This window comes from Larkinella knui (assembly GCF_003858645.1).
GTDB lineage: Bacteria > Bacteroidota > Bacteroidia > Cytophagales > Spirosomataceae > Larkinella > Larkinella knui.
In genome coordinates this window covers 664,218-680,855 of record NZ_RQJP01000005.1, presented here as the reverse complement: position 1 = coordinate 680,855, position 16,638 = coordinate 664,218, and the positions used below count along the sequence as shown (strand labels likewise).

Sequence of the window (16,638 nt, the reverse complement as noted above, 5' to 3'; positions counted from 1 at the left end):
CCATTTAGAGTGGATGGAATTGCCGGGAATATCGGTCGGTCAGTTGGTGACGACCTGGCTTTCGCCGGATTTAGCGGGATTTAGCGTCAGCAAACTTTCCGCCGACAGGGCTTGCGGAACGATTTGCATCCCATCGCGGAGGTTCTGAATTCCCTCATAAACCACCTTATCCCCGGGTTGCAGTCCGGATTTTACCAGGTAAAACTGGGCGAGACGGCTCTGGGGCACAAAACTGCGCATTTTCACCTTGTTGGTCGCATCGACCACGTAAACGTAGTTCTTATCCTGAATCTCAAAAACCGCCTTCTGCGGCACCAGAATGGCATTATCGACCTCGTTTCTCAGGCGAATTTTTCCCGTGGCACCGTGTTTGAGCACACGGTCGGGATTGGGAAACCGCGCCCGGAAGGCAATTGTACCGGAGCCATCGTCGAAGACACTTTCCATGGTTTCGATTTTTCCCGGTTGTTTATACGGCGAATCATCGGCCAGCAACAAGGTTACTTCCTGACCGCTGCTGCTGTGTTTCCCTTTTTTGATGTACTCGAGGTATTCTTTTTCCGAAACATGGAAATAAGCGTAGACATCGTGGATGTCCGAAACGGTTGTCAGCAATGCGCCTTCTTCGATCAGGCTGCCCATTTTGGACGGAATCCGGTTGATCACACCGTCAAACGGTGCTCTGATGCTGGCGTGTGCCAGCCGCAGCGAAGCTTTTTCCTGAGCCGACTGGGCTTCCTCGATGGCGGCTTTGGCCGCATCCAGCTTCGATTTTGACAACTCCAGTTCGGAGGCCGAGATCACTTTCTTATCGACCAGCAAGCGCACCCGGCCGAGCTCTACTTCGGCGGTTTTGGCTTCGGCCATGGCGCTTTTCAGATTGGCTCTGGCTTTGGCCAGTTCAGACTGGTATTCGGCCTGATTGATCTGAAACAACAATTGTCCTTTCTTCACCTGCCGACCTTCATCGACCAGTATTTTATCCAAAAAGCCGCCAACGCGGGCCCGGATTTCCACGTTCCGGACGGCTTCAACATTCCCGGCGTATTCACGCTGCAACGTGGTGGATTGGCGGGAGATTTCATATATAGGTAAAGCGGGTTTTTCAACCGCGGTTTTTTCTTCGGTCGGGCTGCCGCAACCAGCTACTAAAACGCTGACCAGCAGAGAGATTGCAAGGGGATATGCTTTCATAATGATGTTATTTTCGAGTTAAGCGTATAGGTAAGTCAGGACATGGCTCATCCGAAGCGGATGCCCGTCCTTTTTTTTAGCAGGAAAACCTGGGTTTTGTCGTACGCAGCTACAAGAAACTATCCGGCGAAGTTGGCCGAAATCATTATGATTGAGGTGGAGGTGATGTAATCTCCTGGACGTGAGAAAATACGCGAATGAACGTCAGACCAAGGGGTCGGGAAACCAGATGCCAGCAAACCGGCTTTAACGAGAAAGAGAAGAGTGGAGTAGAAAAATAGTCATGTTCAATGGTGGCGACATCGGGCTCTTCCCGGGATTCATCCTGCTCCGGAACAGCATCGATAATACCCAGCCAGTGTTCCAGAACCAACTCACCAATACTTTCAATTTTATTAACGGACAAGTCTTCCTTTTGCGCACCGTGAATCATTCTGGGGGAGTAATGTTCGGGCACATCAACACTGATGTTAATGATGTGCAACGCCATTAGCCAACAGAATAACCGGTGCAGAAAGAAGCTTTTTCTCCGTTTACTCATTTGATGATCTATTCTTTACGTGTTCAAAATTAAGCACTTATATCGGAAATATGCAACTATTTCAACTAAAATAGGCCAAATTTGCAAATATTTACTTCTTTTTCCCCGATCATTACAATTTACAATCGGAAATAAAAAGACACCTGAAGGTATTTTCCAGACAGCTACGGCTTCAACAGGCTTGCGTTCAGAGGCACCACTGGCGACTGCTTGCCGGAATCGGATGGCCTTAAGATTACCCGATCGTTGTTTTAAAAAGAACGCACAAGACCAAAAAGAGTTCGGCAATTCAAAACCTTGCTTTGAATGCCGGTCTATTTTTCATAAAATACGATCCGATTGCTTCCCTATAAATTTACCTCTGATTGGGACTACTGTATGCAAACCTACATCGCGATTCTACGTGGTATAAACGTGAGCGGACAAAAAAGAATTGCTATGAATGAGTTGAAAAGCTTGTTTGAGGAGTTGAATTGCCGCGATGTCAAAACCTACATTCAAAGTGGTAATGTTATTTTTAATCATACGTCGGTTGACGATCAGCAACAAGCCAGGGAAATTGAACGGAAGCTTGTTCAGAAATACACATTCCAGGTACCGGTATTGGTTCGATCCCAGTCCGAATGGGCGCATATCGCTGCACATAACCCGTTTTTAAAAGAGACCGGTATTGAGATCGATAAATTGCACGTTACATTTTTATCAGAAGTGCCCAGCGCCGTGAATAGTGACAAAATAAAGGACTTGCAATTTGGCAAAGACCGGTTTATTCTCGCCGGAAAAGAAATTTATGTGAATTGCCCAAGTGGCTACGGAACGACAAAATTGAGCAATAGTTTTTTTGAAAATAAACTCAAAGTAACCGCAACAACCCGTAATTGGAAGACGGTGAATGAACTTTTAAAAATAGCTGAATCGGTTTCTGATGAGGCCGGAAAATAGCCCGAATCCCCCCTTGAATTGTCGTTTTTACCCCCCTAAAAATAGATCTTGCACCTGTATATTTGTTCTGTAAAGCGGATCGTACGGGCGATCCGTGCGTATGTTAAACAACAAAAAGATGAGAAAACTGAAATTACAAACGCAGGTGTCGCTGGACAGTTTTATGGGAGGGCCAAACGGAGAAATGGATTGGCTGGTGTGGAATTGGGACGATGAACTAAAAAACTACGTCATCCAGTTAACCGACCCGGTCGACTGCATTTTGCTGGGCCGAAATCTGGCAGAAGGGTTTATTCCGACCTGGGCAGCGCGCGCGGCCGATCCCGAAACCGCTGACGCCGGGGCGCACAAGTTTAACACGACACCCAAAGTCGTTTTTTCGAGAACGCTCCAGACCAGCCAATGGGAGAATACCCGACTGGCAACCGGGGATCTGGTAGAAGAAGTAATGCAATTAAAAAACCAGCCCGGTGGTGACTTGATTGCTTACGGCGGAAGCGATTTTGTTTCTGATTTAATTAAACACCGGTTAATTGATGACTATCATCTTTTTATAAATCCCGTCGTCCTTGGAAATGGCATGAGTCTGTTTCAAGAAGTAGAACAAAAGTTAAATTTGAAATTGGTGAAAGCCTCCCCTTTTAGCTGCGGGATTATTGTACTGCATTACCAGCCGGAAGACGGGAAATAAACTACGTATTAAATTTTTGGATGGGAACGCGGATTGAACGGATTGAACAGATCGCACGGATTTTTATCCGCGGAAATCCGTGCGATCTGTTCAATCCGCGTTCCTTATTTCCTACGTTAAAATCAGCTCTTTCATTTCGGACCGGATTTTTTTCTTATCAATTTTACCAACACTGGTTTTTGGGATTTCACTAACAATAACAATCCGGTCCGGCATATACCATTTATTGATTTCACCGGTCGAAACCTGAATTTGCAAAGCGGTTTTCAGGGTTTCGGACGTTACTTTTCCAGCATAATCCGGTTTTAACACGATCAGCGCGTGGGGGCGCTCCCCCCACTTTTCATCCGGGAAACCCACCACTGCCGATTCCGCTACGCCTTCGATCTGTGACAGTAAATTTTCAATCGCCAGCGACGACACCCACTCACCACCGGTTTTAATGACGTCTTTCGTTCGGTCGGCGATGATTACCCAATGGTCGGGTGTGATGGCGGCAACGTCACCCGTATGCAGCCAGCCGCTCCGCCAGAGCTCTTCACCCCGCTCGGTTTCCTTGTAATAGCCCTGCGTCAACCAGGAGCCCCGCGTCGTCAGCTCACCCAGCGCGTGGCCGTCGTGCGGAACCGGCCGTCCCTCATCATCCTGCAACTGGATATCGACAAAAGGTGCGATGCGTCCGGCCCGTGTCCGGAGTTCAATCTGCTCGTCGATGGGTAAACTGCGTTCAGCATCATTCAGGTAGGTCAATGCCAGGATTGGGGCGGTTTCTGACAGACCATAGCCCGCGTAAACCTGAATTCCCAGTTCCAGGGCGGCTTTGGCCAACCCTTTCGTCAGGGCCGACCCGCCGATGATCACCTTCCAGCGACTCAAATCCACCTGTTTCGCAACCGGACTGTTGACCAGCATGGCCAAAATAGTCGGGACGCAATGCGAAAACGTCACTTTTTCACGCAGCAATAACGTTAGCAGCATCTCCGGCTCGTATTTTCCGGGATACACCTGTCGCGCCGAAAGCATGGTCGCTACGAGCGGAAAACCCCAGGCGTGGACGTGAAAAAGGGGCGTAATGGGCATGTAGACATCGAGTGCGGAATGAAAGGGCACGGCTTCATACCCGCATACATAAGTCATCAGTCCCATCGTGTGCATGAACAACTGCCGGTGCGAAAAATACACGCCCTTGGGGTTGCCCGTTGTGCCGGTCGTATAGAAGGTGGTGGCCCAGGTGTTTTCGTCAAAATCCAGAAAATCGTAGTGGTCGGATGCGGTTTTTAACAGATTTTCGTATTCTCCGGCAAAACCATCCGGAACACTAACTTCCTGATTTTGATACACTTTATCACTCACCAGAATAATCTTTTCAACGGTCGTCAACTGGCTTTTGATGGCGTCGAGTAACGGCAAAAAATCCTCGTGAATCACCACGACCTTGTCCTCCGCGTGGTTCATGCAATACAGAATCTGAGTCGGCGATAACCGCACATTGATCGTGTGCAAAATCGCGCCCATGCAGGGAACGGCAAAAAAGCATTCCAGATACCGGTGACTATCCCAATCCAAAACCGCTACGGTATCGCCCGGCTGAACGCCTGCGGAAGTCAATACATTAGCCAGACGCCGAACGCGCTGGTTGAATTCCACGTAGTTCATCCGGTACAGATCTCGGTAGATAATCTCGCGTTGGGGTTCGTATTTAAGCGACTGCGCCAGGATCGTTTTTACCAGAAGCGGTTGCTCCTGAGACGAAGCCGTACGGGGAATCAGTTTCGTAGCAAGCATGATGGAAGCGTTTAAAAGGCTATTTCAGCCATTGAATAGGACAAAAAAATCTTGCTGAAAGTATAGATTTTCAGTCACATCCTTCCACAATGCAATGCTTTTATTTTAGAGGAGCAAACCCGCCAGTGTTGCCGACATATACGAGGCTAACGTCCCGCAGATCAGGGCTTTAAATCCCAATTTGGCCAGATCGCTCCGGCGTGAAGGTGCCAGTTCTCCAATACCGCCTACCTGAATGGCGATGGACGAGAAATTGGCAAATCCGCAAAGGGCAAAACTGGTAATAGCGATGGTTTTGGGATCGAGTGTGCTTTTGATTTTCACTAAATCCAGGTAAGCGACAAATTCATTGACGACCATTTTAGTGCCCATCAACGACCCTGCTGCCTGAATATCCTTCGACGGTACGCCCATTGCCCAGGCAAAAACGGAGAACACATTGCCCAGAACATAGTTGAGGCTCAGGTTCGGAAAACCAAAAATATAGAAGCCAATTCGGAACAAAATACTATCGACCAACGCCATCAGGGCGATGAAGCCAATCAGCATGGCAATGACGTTGAAACCCACTTTCAGCCCTTCAGCCGCTCCGGAAGCAATGGCATCGAGCAGGTTAGCGTGGCTTTTTTTGATTTCCAGCTTAACAATACCCTCGGTTTCAGACACTTCAGTTTCCGGAAAAACGATCTTGCTAATCACCAAAGCCCCCGGCGCGGCCATCAGACTGGCCGCCAGCAGATACGGAGCCGGAACACCCAATGAAATATAAACCGCCAGAACGCCCCCGGCAATGCAGGCAAAACTCCCCGTCATCGATGCCAGTAGTTCGGATTTGGTCATGGTTTTCAGATACGGCTTGATCATGATCTGCGCTTCCACCTGTCCGACAAACGTACTCGATACGTTCGACAAAGCTTCGGCACCGCTCACGCCCATGAGCCATTTCATGACCCGCGCCAACACCGCCACAACGCGCTGCATGATGCCCAGGTGGTAGAATATATTGACCAGAACGGCCACGAAAATGATGGTCGGAATGACCTGGAAAAAGAAAATAAAGCCATTTTCCGGACCGAATGCTTTACTGAGCAACGCCCGGTTTACCAGTGGCGAAAAGACAAATTCGGCCCCTTTAACGGACTTTTGCAAAAGCCGGTCGACAAACTGACCCAGCGTCTGGAAAATCTGCTGACCGATGTCTGTTTTCAAAATAAAAACCGCTAGTCCAAACTGAAGCAGCAGCCCAACGCCAACAGTTCGGTAATTAATTGCTTTGCGGTTGTTTGACATGGCATAAGCGATGCCCAGAATCAGGGCAATGCCGATCAGTCCGGTAAAACGGCTCATTCAATACGCTGGTTAGTTGAAGTGTACGGTAGTTTACAAAAAACTTGTGAAGATAAGAAGGAATGCTCGGTCCCGGATGAGAATTATACGGTTTTCTCACCTTCCAGTATTTTCTCTACCGATCGAAAAAGTTCTGGCACTGCGGCTGATCGGTTTACTACTTTCCGACTTTGCTACCCATTATTTTGTTAATTATAAGACATAACTCTGCATATATAGTTATACCAGTATCTCTGTCTATCAGTAGCTTGAAATCGATAATCAAACTAATTAATAGACGCATATGAATAAGACATTATTCGCATTTTCTCTAGCAATCGTGCTGATTTCAAGTAATGCTTGCCAGAATCCGGTGGATGATGTGCTGATTGGCTTTAAAGATCCGATTGAGAAAGGAATTGTTGAAATACGCTTCAAAAGTCTGAAAGGAGCAATTCCCAAAACGATTGAGCTGGTGGTTACCGGACCCGATGCGGACGAAGTGGTAACGACCCTCAATACGACCAGCTACAAAGTGAACGAGGATGGTGTATTGTTGCTGGCAGCCTCTCCCGAAGCCACGTATTCGAAGTCCGATCCGCTCACGTTCTCTGTAGCAGCCCAATCCGCCGGTTATCTGGATATTATACAAGGGATTCAACTGGCCGATACCGGGCGGTATACGGTATCACCAGCCTGGATCAAAATGAGTGATCCGCCAGCCCACCTGTCGGCAACGCAGGTAACTGAAATTCAGACACCTCTTGCCGCTGGTTTAACCGTTTCGACGCCGGTCATTAACCAAAAAAAGGACAACATAACGGTTTTGCTCGAGCCTGGTTCTGAATTCAAGGGAGCCGATGGAGCCGAACTGAACGGACCTATCACAGTGGCTTTGTGGCACGTTGAAAACCGCGGAAATTCGCCCGCCCAGTATTTACCCGATGGTCCGGTCCTGTCGGCCGTAACGGGATCTGGTGGTGAAAGCCTGGGCTCATTGCAACTCAGTCAGATTGCGGGCGCATTTTCGCTGGAACTCCACACTAAACAATTTGAAGTCGTCCAACAGATTTCAAAGCCGGTTTCCTGTGTTATGTCTCTGAATCCGGAAGTCAGTAACCCGGCACTGGGTCGGCCTATCCAGCCGGGCGACGCCATTCCGTTGTATCGCTACGATCGGACCCATTGGCAACAGGAAAAACCGACGCTTGTAACCCGAAATTCGTCAACGGGACAACTGGAATGCAAAGTAACGCTTTCACAGACGGGAATATGGGTCGCAGGCTGGACGCAGGCGGTTTGTGAAGAAGGACCGGTTTTCGCAGTTAGTAGTAACCTCAACCGGGTCGATATCAAGTATTTATGCAAAGTTGTGGATGCGACTACCCGGCAGGAATTGCGTTCTTTTTATACGTTTTTAAATAACGGCGATCGCATCACACTGACGCATCTGCTCCAGAATCAGGAAATCCGCTTTCAGGTATACAATTACAATGATGCCTACAGCAGTGGAAATCCGGGTCAGCCTTTGCTGGAAACCGCACCGCTGCAAACCTGCAACCGAACACCCCAGACGCTGGATTTGCAAAAGTTACCGACTCCGCCACCCATCGATGTGAGCTTCGATTTTGCGTGCCCCCCGCCCACGACCTTGAATGAATCGCTGCTTCCGGCCAGGATTCGGTTGCAATACAGCGAATCAGGAAAGCGGAACTGGCGCGACCTGGTCACTTTAGAACGAAAAAGTGTAAAAGCAATTTCCTACAAATTGCAGGTCAAAAAGCCGTATGACATTCGGGTCAGCACCGACGGAGGAGCAACGTGGCCTTTGGAAAGAAGCCGTTTTGTGCCGGATAACAACACGCTGAAGTTCGACTTGGCATCACCCGAGTTTTGCAAATAACGAGAAAGCCGCCTTTAAAGGCGGCTTTCTCGTTATTTATGAACTTCGGCTTCCGGTTGCACTTCCGGTTCCGGCGATTCCGGCTTAGCCGGTTTTTCATTTACGAATAGTTTCGCCTGCATCACTTCTTTCTGCGTAACTTCGAAGAATTTCTTCTGAATGTTGAACGGTTCACCCGTTGCTTCATCTACACTGCATTTGACGTATACACCGTCCTCCTGAAGTTCGTAGGCGTTGACATTATCGCGCAGGTTGTAATCCAGAAGATGAATAGCCTGCTGCTTAACGCGTTTATCCACCAGCAGGAATAAGGATTCGATGCGCCGGTCGAAACTACGCACCATCACATCGGCACTGCCGCCGTATATTTTCGGATCGTCGTTGTTGTGAAAATAAAACAGCCGCGTATGTTCCAGAAAATCGCCAACAATCGATCGCACGGTAATATTCTCACTCAGTCCCTGCCGGTGGGGCCGCAGGCAGCAAATACCGCGTACGATAAGCCGGATGGGAACGCCCGCCTGAGACGCCTTGTAGAGTTCATCGATGACTTCCTGATCTTCCAGGGAATTGATCTTGATGCAAATTCCGCTCGACAAGCCGTTTCGGGCATTTTCGGATTCGGTTCGGATGAGTTTGACGAGTTGCTTCCGCATGTCGCGCGGAGCGGTAATTAAATATTGATAATCGTTCGGCAACGAGTGGCCGGTAATGACGTTGAAAAACTCCGAAATATCGTGCGTATAAACCTCATCGGTGGTCAAAAGGCCAATATCGGTATACAGTTTTGACGTCTCTTCGTTATAATTTCCACTCGACAGGTGGGCGTAACGAACCACGCGAGAGCCTTCACTCCGGACAACCAGCAACAGTTTCGTATGGGTTTTATAGCTACTGATCCCGTAAATCACGAAACACCCGGCTTTTTGCAGCCGTTGTGCTTCCCGAATGTTATTTTCTTCGTCAAAACGCGCCTTGACTTCAAATAAAACGGAAACGTGTTTGCCATTTTCGGCGGCTTTCAATAAGGCTTCCGTTACCCGCGAACGTTTGGCCAACCGATAGATGGTCAACTTAATGGCGAGCACATTGGGGTCTTCGGCGGCCTGTTCCAGCAACGACATCACCGGCTCGAAGTTATTATACGGATGATGCAGCAGAATATCCCGCTCTTTCATCAGTTCAAAAATGTCCGTATTTTTTTCCCGACGCATTCCCAAAGCCGGTACGGGAGCCGGGGGTGTGGGCAGTTCGTCGCGAAATTCCGGATGCCGGACAACTTGCCACAGGCTCGTATAATCGATCAGCTCGCCATTTTCAAACAGGTTATAGTCGTCGATCTCCCACTTTTTTTTCAGCAGGTTAACCATCCATTCGGACGCATTGGGTTCAATTTCTACGCGAACCACGCGCCCGAGCCGGCGGTTTTTGATTTTCTGCTTGATTTCGTCGATAAAGTCGGTTTCGATGTCGTCACTTTCTTCCAGCGTAAAATCGCCGTTTCGGGTAATCCGCATCAGATTGACCGAATCAATCTCTACATTCCGGTATAACTTCTTGATTTCCTGACGGATAATCTCCTCGATTGGCAAAAAGCACGTCTCATCCTTACGCTCAAACGGCATGAAACGGGGCAGATTGGCCGGAATCTGGACGAACGATAACCGCTGGTTTTCGTCATCATCACCTGCTTTTACCGGGCGACTTGGGTCCTGGGTTACGACGCTGAAAATTAGAACCTTTGCCAGCAAGACCGGGAAAGTATGCGTATAGTCGTAGACCATCGGCGTCAGCATGGGATAAATCGTACGGTCGAAATAGTCGACCGCCTTCACCCGTTCATCGTCGGTGAGGTCATTGAGGCCCACAAACCGGAACTCAATGTCACCAAACGACGCTTTCAATTCATCAAAAACCGCCAGTTGGTCCCGGCTAAACTGCTGGGCTGCGGTCATGAGTGCCTTACGAAACGGTATTTCCCGCAAGCCCGAATAATCGACGCGTTCCTTCCCGTAGTCGAGGTAATTGTACAAACTACCGATACGGATGGTGAAAAATTCGTCTAAGTTAGACGCCGTTATAGCCAGAAATTTAAGGCGATCGAGCAGATGACGTTCCGGCGTTCGGGCCTGGTCGAGCACCCGCGCGTTGAATTTCAGCCAGCTCAGGTCACGGCTGATGTAATTGCTCTGGTCGATTACATTCGCCAGTTTTTCGTTTATTTTCATAGCCTTACCGTCTTCCAAATCGGATGGTAAAGTTACTTTACGGCCTGAGAAAAACGAGAAAAGATTCCCGAAAGAACCCTTCCGTTCCATATTATCTTTTTGTGAAGGACTTTTGCCGGTCATAGGTAGGGTGGACTTATTCAATTCAATAAACGTCCAGTTGGACAACTTCGTACGAAACTTTTAGTTTGCGGCCCAACCGGTACTTTATCGATTCAGATTCTGTATCAACGTGGCAGTATGCCTAAAAAATAGTTAAAAAAAAGCGGGCTATTCGCCCGCTCTGTCTTACACGTCTACTTTTGCATATTTAGCGTTTCGCTCGATGAACTCCCGGCGGGGGGCCACTTCATCGCCCATCAGGGTCGAAAAGACGTGGTCGGCTTCGGCGGCCGACTCGATCGTCACCCGCTTGAGACTGCGTTTCTCGGGGTCCATTGTGGTACTCCACAACTGTTCAGGATTCATTTCTCCCAACCCTTTATAACGCTGCACGTTCACGTTTTCCTCACGACCCGATCCGGCCAGTTCCCGAATAGCGGTTTCCCGTTGCTGCTCGGTCCAGCAATACCGCTCTTCTTTCCCTTTCTTGACCAGGTAAAACGGTGGCTGAGCAATATACAGAAACGCATTATCGATCAGCGACCGCATATGGCGGAAGAATAAAGTCAGAATCAGCGTCCGGATGTGGCTTCCATCGACGTCGGCATCGGTCATGATGATGACCTTGTGATAGCGCAATTTATCCAGATTCATGACGGTTTCCCCGTTGATGCGTTCGTAGCGAATGCCGAGTGCCGTAATGATATTCTTGATTTCTTCGTTTTCGTAAATCTTGTGCTCCAGGGCTTTCTCAACGTTCAGGATTTTACCCCGCAACGGCAGAATCGCCTGGAACGCCCGGTTACGGCCCTGTTTGGCAGACCCACCGGCCGAATCCCCTTCCACGAGGTAGATTTCGCAATTCTCCGGATTGGTATCCGAACAGTCGGCGAGTTTACCGGGCAAGCCCATACCGCTCATGAAGTCCTTGCGGTCCGTCATGATGCGTTTGTAAGCCAGATCAGCAGCAATCCGGGCCTGGGCCGAGATCAACACCTTCCGAACGATGGATGCGGCTTCCTTGGGGTGTTCTTCCAGCCACATCTCGAGCATTTCGGCCACCGTTGAACTAACAGCACCAACCACATCGCTATTACCCAGCTTGGTTTTGGTCTGGCCTTCAAACTGCGGCTCGGCCACTTTCACCGAAATAACGGCGGTCAGCCCCTTGCGGAAGTCACTGCCGTCGAAGGTCAATTTGCCGGAGTTTTTACCCAGCAAATGCGCATTGCGTTCGGCGTACCCTTTCAGAATCCGGGTCAAAGCCGTCCGGAATCCCTGAACGTGCGTACCACCCTCGATGGTATTGATGTTATTGACGTAGGAAGAGATATTTTCACCCGCTTCCATATTATAAACCATCGCCACCTGAACCGGCGTAACGCCGGTTTCGCGTTCCATGTAGATGGGCTCCATGCCTTCCAGCGAAGGACGGCTTTCGTCCACATACCGCACAAATTCAGTCAGACCACCTTCCGAATAAAACTCGGTGTTCAGGGGTTCACCCTGCTCGTTGACATCCCGCAGGTCGGTTAGCGTAATGCGAATGCGCTTATTGAGGAAAGCCAGCTCGCGCAAACGACCGGCCACGGTATCGTATTTGTATACGGTTTCGGTAAAAATCGAATCATCGGGCTTGAAACGCACGATCGTGCCGGTATCATTGGCCTCACCAATCTCCCGAACGGGATAAACCGGTTGGCCAATGTGGTATTCCTGCTCAAACACCTTCCCTTCGCGGTGTACTTCAACGTGCAGAAACGTCGACAGGGCGTTCACGCAGGAAACACCGACGCCGTGCAAACCACCGGATACTTTGTAGGTATCCTTGTCGAATTTACCACCGGCGTGAAGCACGGTCATTACCACTTCAAGGGCCGATTTACCCAACTTGGTCTGCATTCCGGTTGGAATACCGCGACCATTATCTTTAACCGTAATCGAGTTATCTTCGTTAATCGTAACCTGAATTGTATCACAATAACCGGCTAAAGCTTCGTCGATGGAGTTATCAACTACTTCCCAGATAAGGTGGTGTAACCCTTTGATGCCAACATCTCCGATGTACATGGCCGGTCTTTTTCGAACGGCTTCGAGACCTTCCAGTACCTGGATATTGTCTGCATCGTAGTTCCCTCTTGATCGTTCTTCGGGTGTGATGTCGGCTTCAATCAATTCGTTTGTCATAGAATGCAATCAGTATAGATCCGTTTTACGGAATTGTTATAAGAAATGCGGTTAAAAGGACGATTCCAGATAGTAAAAATACAAATTTTTCGAGTCTTTTCCTAACCCAATTCAGCTTAACGTATAAATATACCTACAAAACAATGGACAGCAAAATTTTGCCTTTACTAAAAGCACTTAAAATCAGGAATAATCCCGGTTTTACTCCATTGCAGCCACCATTTGATCTGAACGTATAACCGCCCGGAGTCCTGTTTGTTGAAGCAGATTAGAAAAACGGCGCGGTCCTTTTAAATTATTCCAAACTAAACCAATCTCTTTTTCGTCTATCTAAAGGGAACATTCATAAAGCCTGACAAGTAGATGAAAAAAGTATTGTTTTTCGTAACCATTTCCGCGTTCGTACTGGCTTTCAGCCAATGCAGCGTCAACCGCCAGATCACGCAGGCAAAAGCCCTGGGCGACTGCAAGTTCAATATCACGTCGGCCGACAGTGTTTATCTCTCGGGGATCGACGTCCGGAAGCTGAAAAATCTGGAAGATCTGAACCCTATGAAGTATCCGCAGCTGGCCACGGGCTTTATGACCAAAAGCATCCCAATCAGTGCCCGGCTCAACATCGACATTACAAACCCCACCAACAAGACGGCGGCAATCGATCAGTTGGAATACAAAATCATGCTGGCGGAACAGGAATTATTCAACGGTTTTGTCAATCAGCGCATCGAAGTTGCACCGGGTGGGGGCTCAACGCGCGTTCCGATCAAATTGAACGCCAATGCCTATAAGCTCATGACCGACGACAAAACGCGGGATGCGTTCACGGATCTGGTCCGGAATATGAGCGGTTCAAACAGCGCCAAACCCTCGACGCTGACGATCAAAATCAAGCCTACGCTGGCCTTGGGCAATAAAAAAATCAACTACCCCGGTTATATTACCATCAACCAGGAGATGACAAATAAGATCTTTTTGGGACAGTAAAGGGCATTAAGAGTTAAGAATCAAGAGTAGGCTGACGCACACGTCCGATGCCGCCCCACCGTAACTCTACATTCTTAACTCCTAACTCTTACTTCTTAACGCTATTGGTTCCGGGCGGTCAGAAGCCACTCGTACGGATTTTGGGGCTGAGGCAGTCCGTCGGCCTGAAGTTGCAGGTACATGAGGTGTAAATGGGTTGGAGAGCGGGCAGGATACGCATTAAAGCCCGTTCGGCCCACTTCGCTGATCTTCTGGCCCGACTGCACCCAGTCGCCCGGCCGGACCAGCACGGCGTTATTGTGGGCGTAATACCATAACCCGTCGAGCACCGGATCATAAATCCAGATCCAGTTGCCGCCCCGGTATTCCTGACCCGGCGTCCAGGCGGTTTCGATAGCCAGTACGACCCCGCTGGTCATGGCCAGCACATCGGCAGGTCGGTCGGTGTTGTCGTCGATGCAATCCTGGTTTCGATCCGTGATAAAAATATCCTGCGCGGGATGGCTCCCCCGAACGTTGTAATCAAATAAGTCAAAGCCTCTGGCGCGGTACCCTTCACCGTGCGAACCGCCGATGGCATCGGCTGAATAATTGCGGAGGGGAAAAGAGAAATAAGCGGTCCGCAGCAGGCTGTCCCGGCGAACGCTGTCGAGTCGGAATGGTTCGGCCGTGCGAAATTTACCGCGTAAGCCAAACATAATGCCACTAAACAACTTCCGGGCCGAATCCGGCAGCACGCTTTCTTCCCGAATCTGGGTGTATAATTGCTGGAATTGATAACACATGGAATCAACCCGGGGAAGATCTGCCCAGATCCTGGTCTGCGACGAAGCCGTATTAGACAATCCAATCCACAAAGCGCTTAGGATGCCGACCCACCGCATAGTTTCCCAAAATCCTGATTTCACGTTAACGTGTTGTATTGTATCCGTACGAAGACCGAAAAATAAGAAAAAAGTCTTGAATATGATTAGTCAGGACACGTAATCCGGTAGAATCGATAGGTCAATGTAACGCCAATGTAGGTGTAACTGTCTTTGGAATTGGGGTTACCATTCAATAATTTGTTGGTTCCTCCGAAGGTATTCGGGCCGAAGTTGTCCAGATAATCAGAACCGGAAAACCGGGTGCCGTATTCCAGACCCAGACTCCAGGGCCGCTTAAATTCATATTTAATTCCGACACCCAGCGGAAAATTAAACAACGATTTTCGCTGGTATCCCGGGTTTTGGGGGTTGGTTTTGAAGGTAAACAGGCCCAGGCCGCCAAACACATAAGGCGTCCAGTTCTTGACTTTCCGCAGGCTGGAATAGTTCAGAAAATTGTATTCCATCAACACATTCAACTCCCGAATGTTGGTTTTAAACGCCAGATTGCGAGCCTGTTGAAAAGGGTCATTAAACCGGCTGTCCTTTCCGGCAATCTGCCCTAAACCGGCATTGATCCGCACCGTAAAGGGCTGGCTGACATTATAGCGTACCAGGATGTTTCCGGCCGGACGGACGTTACCCGGCACCAGGCTCGGTGCCAGATCGCCCTTGTAAATCATTCCGCCTAACCCTGCGCCAACTTCCCAGGTCGACTGCGCCCGGACGGAAAAACCCAGCAAGACACAGAAAACCGTCAGGAACCCGTACGCTGTAAAAAACCGGTGGATGGATGAATTGCTCGACACTAAAAAATACGGGTAATAGCCAGCTGACAACGGGTCCTTTATTTTATCGGTGGGCATTTAATTCGTGGCGTCAGGACATAATGGACCTGAAAACTGATTGTCATGTAACCATCGTTGAAGACGCCATTGGCTCCCCGCGTTCCGTAGTTGGGGTCACTGGCAAGCACCGACAACGGGTCGCTCGTATTTAAATATTTCTGCAGTTCCGCCACGCGGTCTCCGCCTTTGCGGGCTGCCGTTGGCTCCAGACGACGGTCGGCCATCACCCGCGCCAGATCGTCCTTCAGGATCGTTGGATCCGGATACGCTCCGCCCACATCATCCAGGTAATCGGTAGACGTAAACCGATAATTGATTTCGCCAGACAGCCCAAACCGGTCGTTCAGTCTATACCGAACGCCGAAGCCGACCGGAATAGCGAGCGTCATCAGCGAATACGGTTTTACGCCGTTTTGCCCCTGTCCTTCCGTCCCCAGCGGTTGCAGTTTTACCCAGCGCTGCTCCGTATCGTCGGGCGTGGTTCCGAAACCCACCGGCGTACGGGCCTCCGGGCTGTGCGCAACGGCGGCCAAACCCACAAAAATATACGGAGTCAGCTTGGCGCGGTAGTTCGGATTGCGGCCATCTGGCACAAACTGATAAATCCCCGTTAGGGCAAATTCTTTCAGATCATTGCGAAAATGCAGGTTACGGGCATACTGCACGATGCCCGAGTTGAGATCCTTCCGGTTGTACGTATAGTCATCCCCCGCAATACGTGCCCAGGTAAACGAAGCACGAGCTGCCAGTTTCGGGGTAAAATGCCGGGTATACATAGCCGCGGCATTCCAGCGCATCATTATGAAAGTTGATTTAAGTGGTTTGCGATATCCGGCAATTTCGCCATAGTAACTAGCCGTTCCCAATCCCAAACCCACTTCCGAATAGGGGACAAAGGGGTTTCGCCCGTTTTGAGCCTGTCCATCAACTGGTTGCAGTGCCAGACAAACGGCTGCAATCAAACTGGTAATCAGTAGGTTATTCTTCATGTTTCTTTGCATACTACCGCGCCGGAAATCCGGAGCCTCTGATTCATCGACC

General features: G+C 49.4%; 13 protein-coding genes. 4 read left to right on the top strand and 9 right to left on the bottom strand.

All coding sequences use genetic code 11. From position 1 onward, the window contains the following. Positions 1-39: 39 nt before the first annotated feature. Together EHT87_RS25120 and EHT87_RS25115 are read right to left on the bottom strand one after the other, a co-directional pair. Positions 40-1,194, bottom strand: a complete 1,155-nt coding sequence (locus EHT87_RS25120) for an efflux RND transporter periplasmic adaptor subunit (RefSeq protein WP_124909419.1) — start codon at positions 1,192-1,194, stop codon at positions 40-42. A 145-nt stretch (positions 1,195-1,339) separates the two neighbouring features. Then, on the bottom strand, positions 1,340-1,735 hold the full coding sequence (locus EHT87_RS25115; protein ID WP_124909418.1) for a hypothetical protein: 396 nt from the start codon (positions 1,733-1,735) through the stop codon (positions 1,340-1,342). A gap of 378 nt (positions 1,736-2,113) precedes the next feature. On the opposite strand from EHT87_RS25115, the gene EHT87_RS25110 reads away from it, so the two are divergent. Beyond that, on the top strand, positions 2,114-2,677 hold the full coding sequence (locus EHT87_RS25110) for a DUF1697 domain-containing protein (RefSeq protein WP_124909417.1): 564 nt from the start codon (positions 2,114-2,116) through the stop codon (positions 2,675-2,677). 118 nt (positions 2,678-2,795) lie between these two features. Beyond that, positions 2,796-3,368, top strand: coding sequence for a dihydrofolate reductase family protein (locus EHT87_RS25105; protein WP_124909416.1), 573 nt, complete (start codon positions 2,796-2,798; stop codon positions 3,366-3,368). Between the two features lie 111 nt (positions 3,369-3,479). Here the strand turns inward: EHT87_RS25105 and EHT87_RS25100 are convergent, their stop codons facing one another. Further along, the gene (locus EHT87_RS25100; protein WP_124909415.1) at positions 3,480-5,153 is read right to left on the bottom strand and encodes a fatty acid--CoA ligase; all 1,674 of its coding nucleotides are present in this window, start codon (positions 5,151-5,153) and stop codon (positions 3,480-3,482) included. 105 nt (positions 5,154-5,258) lie between these two features. After that, positions 5,259-6,500, bottom strand: coding sequence for a NupC/NupG family nucleoside CNT transporter (locus EHT87_RS25095; protein ID WP_124909414.1), 1,242 nt, complete (start codon positions 6,498-6,500; stop codon positions 5,259-5,261). Between the two features lie 283 nt (positions 6,501-6,783). On the opposite strand from EHT87_RS25095, the gene EHT87_RS25090 reads away from it, so the two are divergent. Then, positions 6,784-8,382: a hypothetical protein gene (locus EHT87_RS25090; RefSeq protein ID WP_185716345.1), complete on the top strand. Its 1,599-nt coding sequence runs from the start codon at positions 6,784-6,786 to the stop codon at positions 8,380-8,382. Positions 8,383-8,414: 32 nt separating this feature from the next. On the opposite strand, the gene ppk1 is transcribed toward EHT87_RS25090, so the two are convergent. Continuing rightward, positions 8,415-10,610 carry a polyphosphate kinase 1 gene (ppk1, locus tag EHT87_RS25085; RefSeq protein ID WP_229321333.1) on the bottom strand — a complete coding sequence of 732 codons (2,196 nt, stop codon included), beginning with the start codon at positions 10,608-10,610 and terminating at the stop codon, positions 8,415-8,417. A 288-nt stretch (positions 10,611-10,898) separates the two neighbouring features. Continuing rightward, on the bottom strand, positions 10,899-12,899 hold the full coding sequence (gene gyrB, locus EHT87_RS25080; protein ID WP_124909411.1) for a DNA topoisomerase (ATP-hydrolyzing) subunit B: 2,001 nt from the start codon (positions 12,897-12,899) through the stop codon (positions 10,899-10,901). A gap of 363 nt (positions 12,900-13,262) precedes the next feature. On the opposite strand from gyrB, the gene EHT87_RS25075 reads away from it, so the two are divergent. After that, complete coding sequence (locus tag EHT87_RS25075; RefSeq protein ID WP_124909410.1) at positions 13,263-13,883, top strand: hypothetical protein; 621 nt, start codon at positions 13,263-13,265, stop codon at positions 13,881-13,883. A gap of 101 nt (positions 13,884-13,984) precedes the next feature. Here the strand turns inward: EHT87_RS25075 and EHT87_RS25070 are convergent, their stop codons facing one another. The 3 genes from EHT87_RS25070 to EHT87_RS25060 all read right to left on the bottom strand — a co-directional run bounded on the left by EHT87_RS25070 (position 13,985) and on the right by EHT87_RS25060 (position 16,586). Next, a complete protein-coding gene (locus EHT87_RS25070) occupies positions 13,985-14,767 on the bottom strand; it encodes a M23 family metallopeptidase (RefSeq protein WP_124909711.1) in 783 nt (260 codons plus the stop codon). Between the two features lie 86 nt (positions 14,768-14,853). Beyond that, positions 14,854-15,615 (bottom strand): type IX secretion system protein PorG, encoded by a 762-nt coding sequence (gene porG / locus EHT87_RS25065; RefSeq protein ID WP_124909409.1) that lies wholly within the window; start codon positions 15,613-15,615, stop codon positions 14,854-14,856. Next, positions 15,597-16,586, bottom strand: a complete 990-nt coding sequence (locus EHT87_RS25060) for a DUF6089 family protein (protein WP_124909408.1) — start codon at positions 16,584-16,586, stop codon at positions 15,597-15,599. Before EHT87_RS25060 ends, porG begins: the two co-directional genes overlap by 19 nt. Positions 16,587-16,638: the final 52 nt, after the last annotated feature.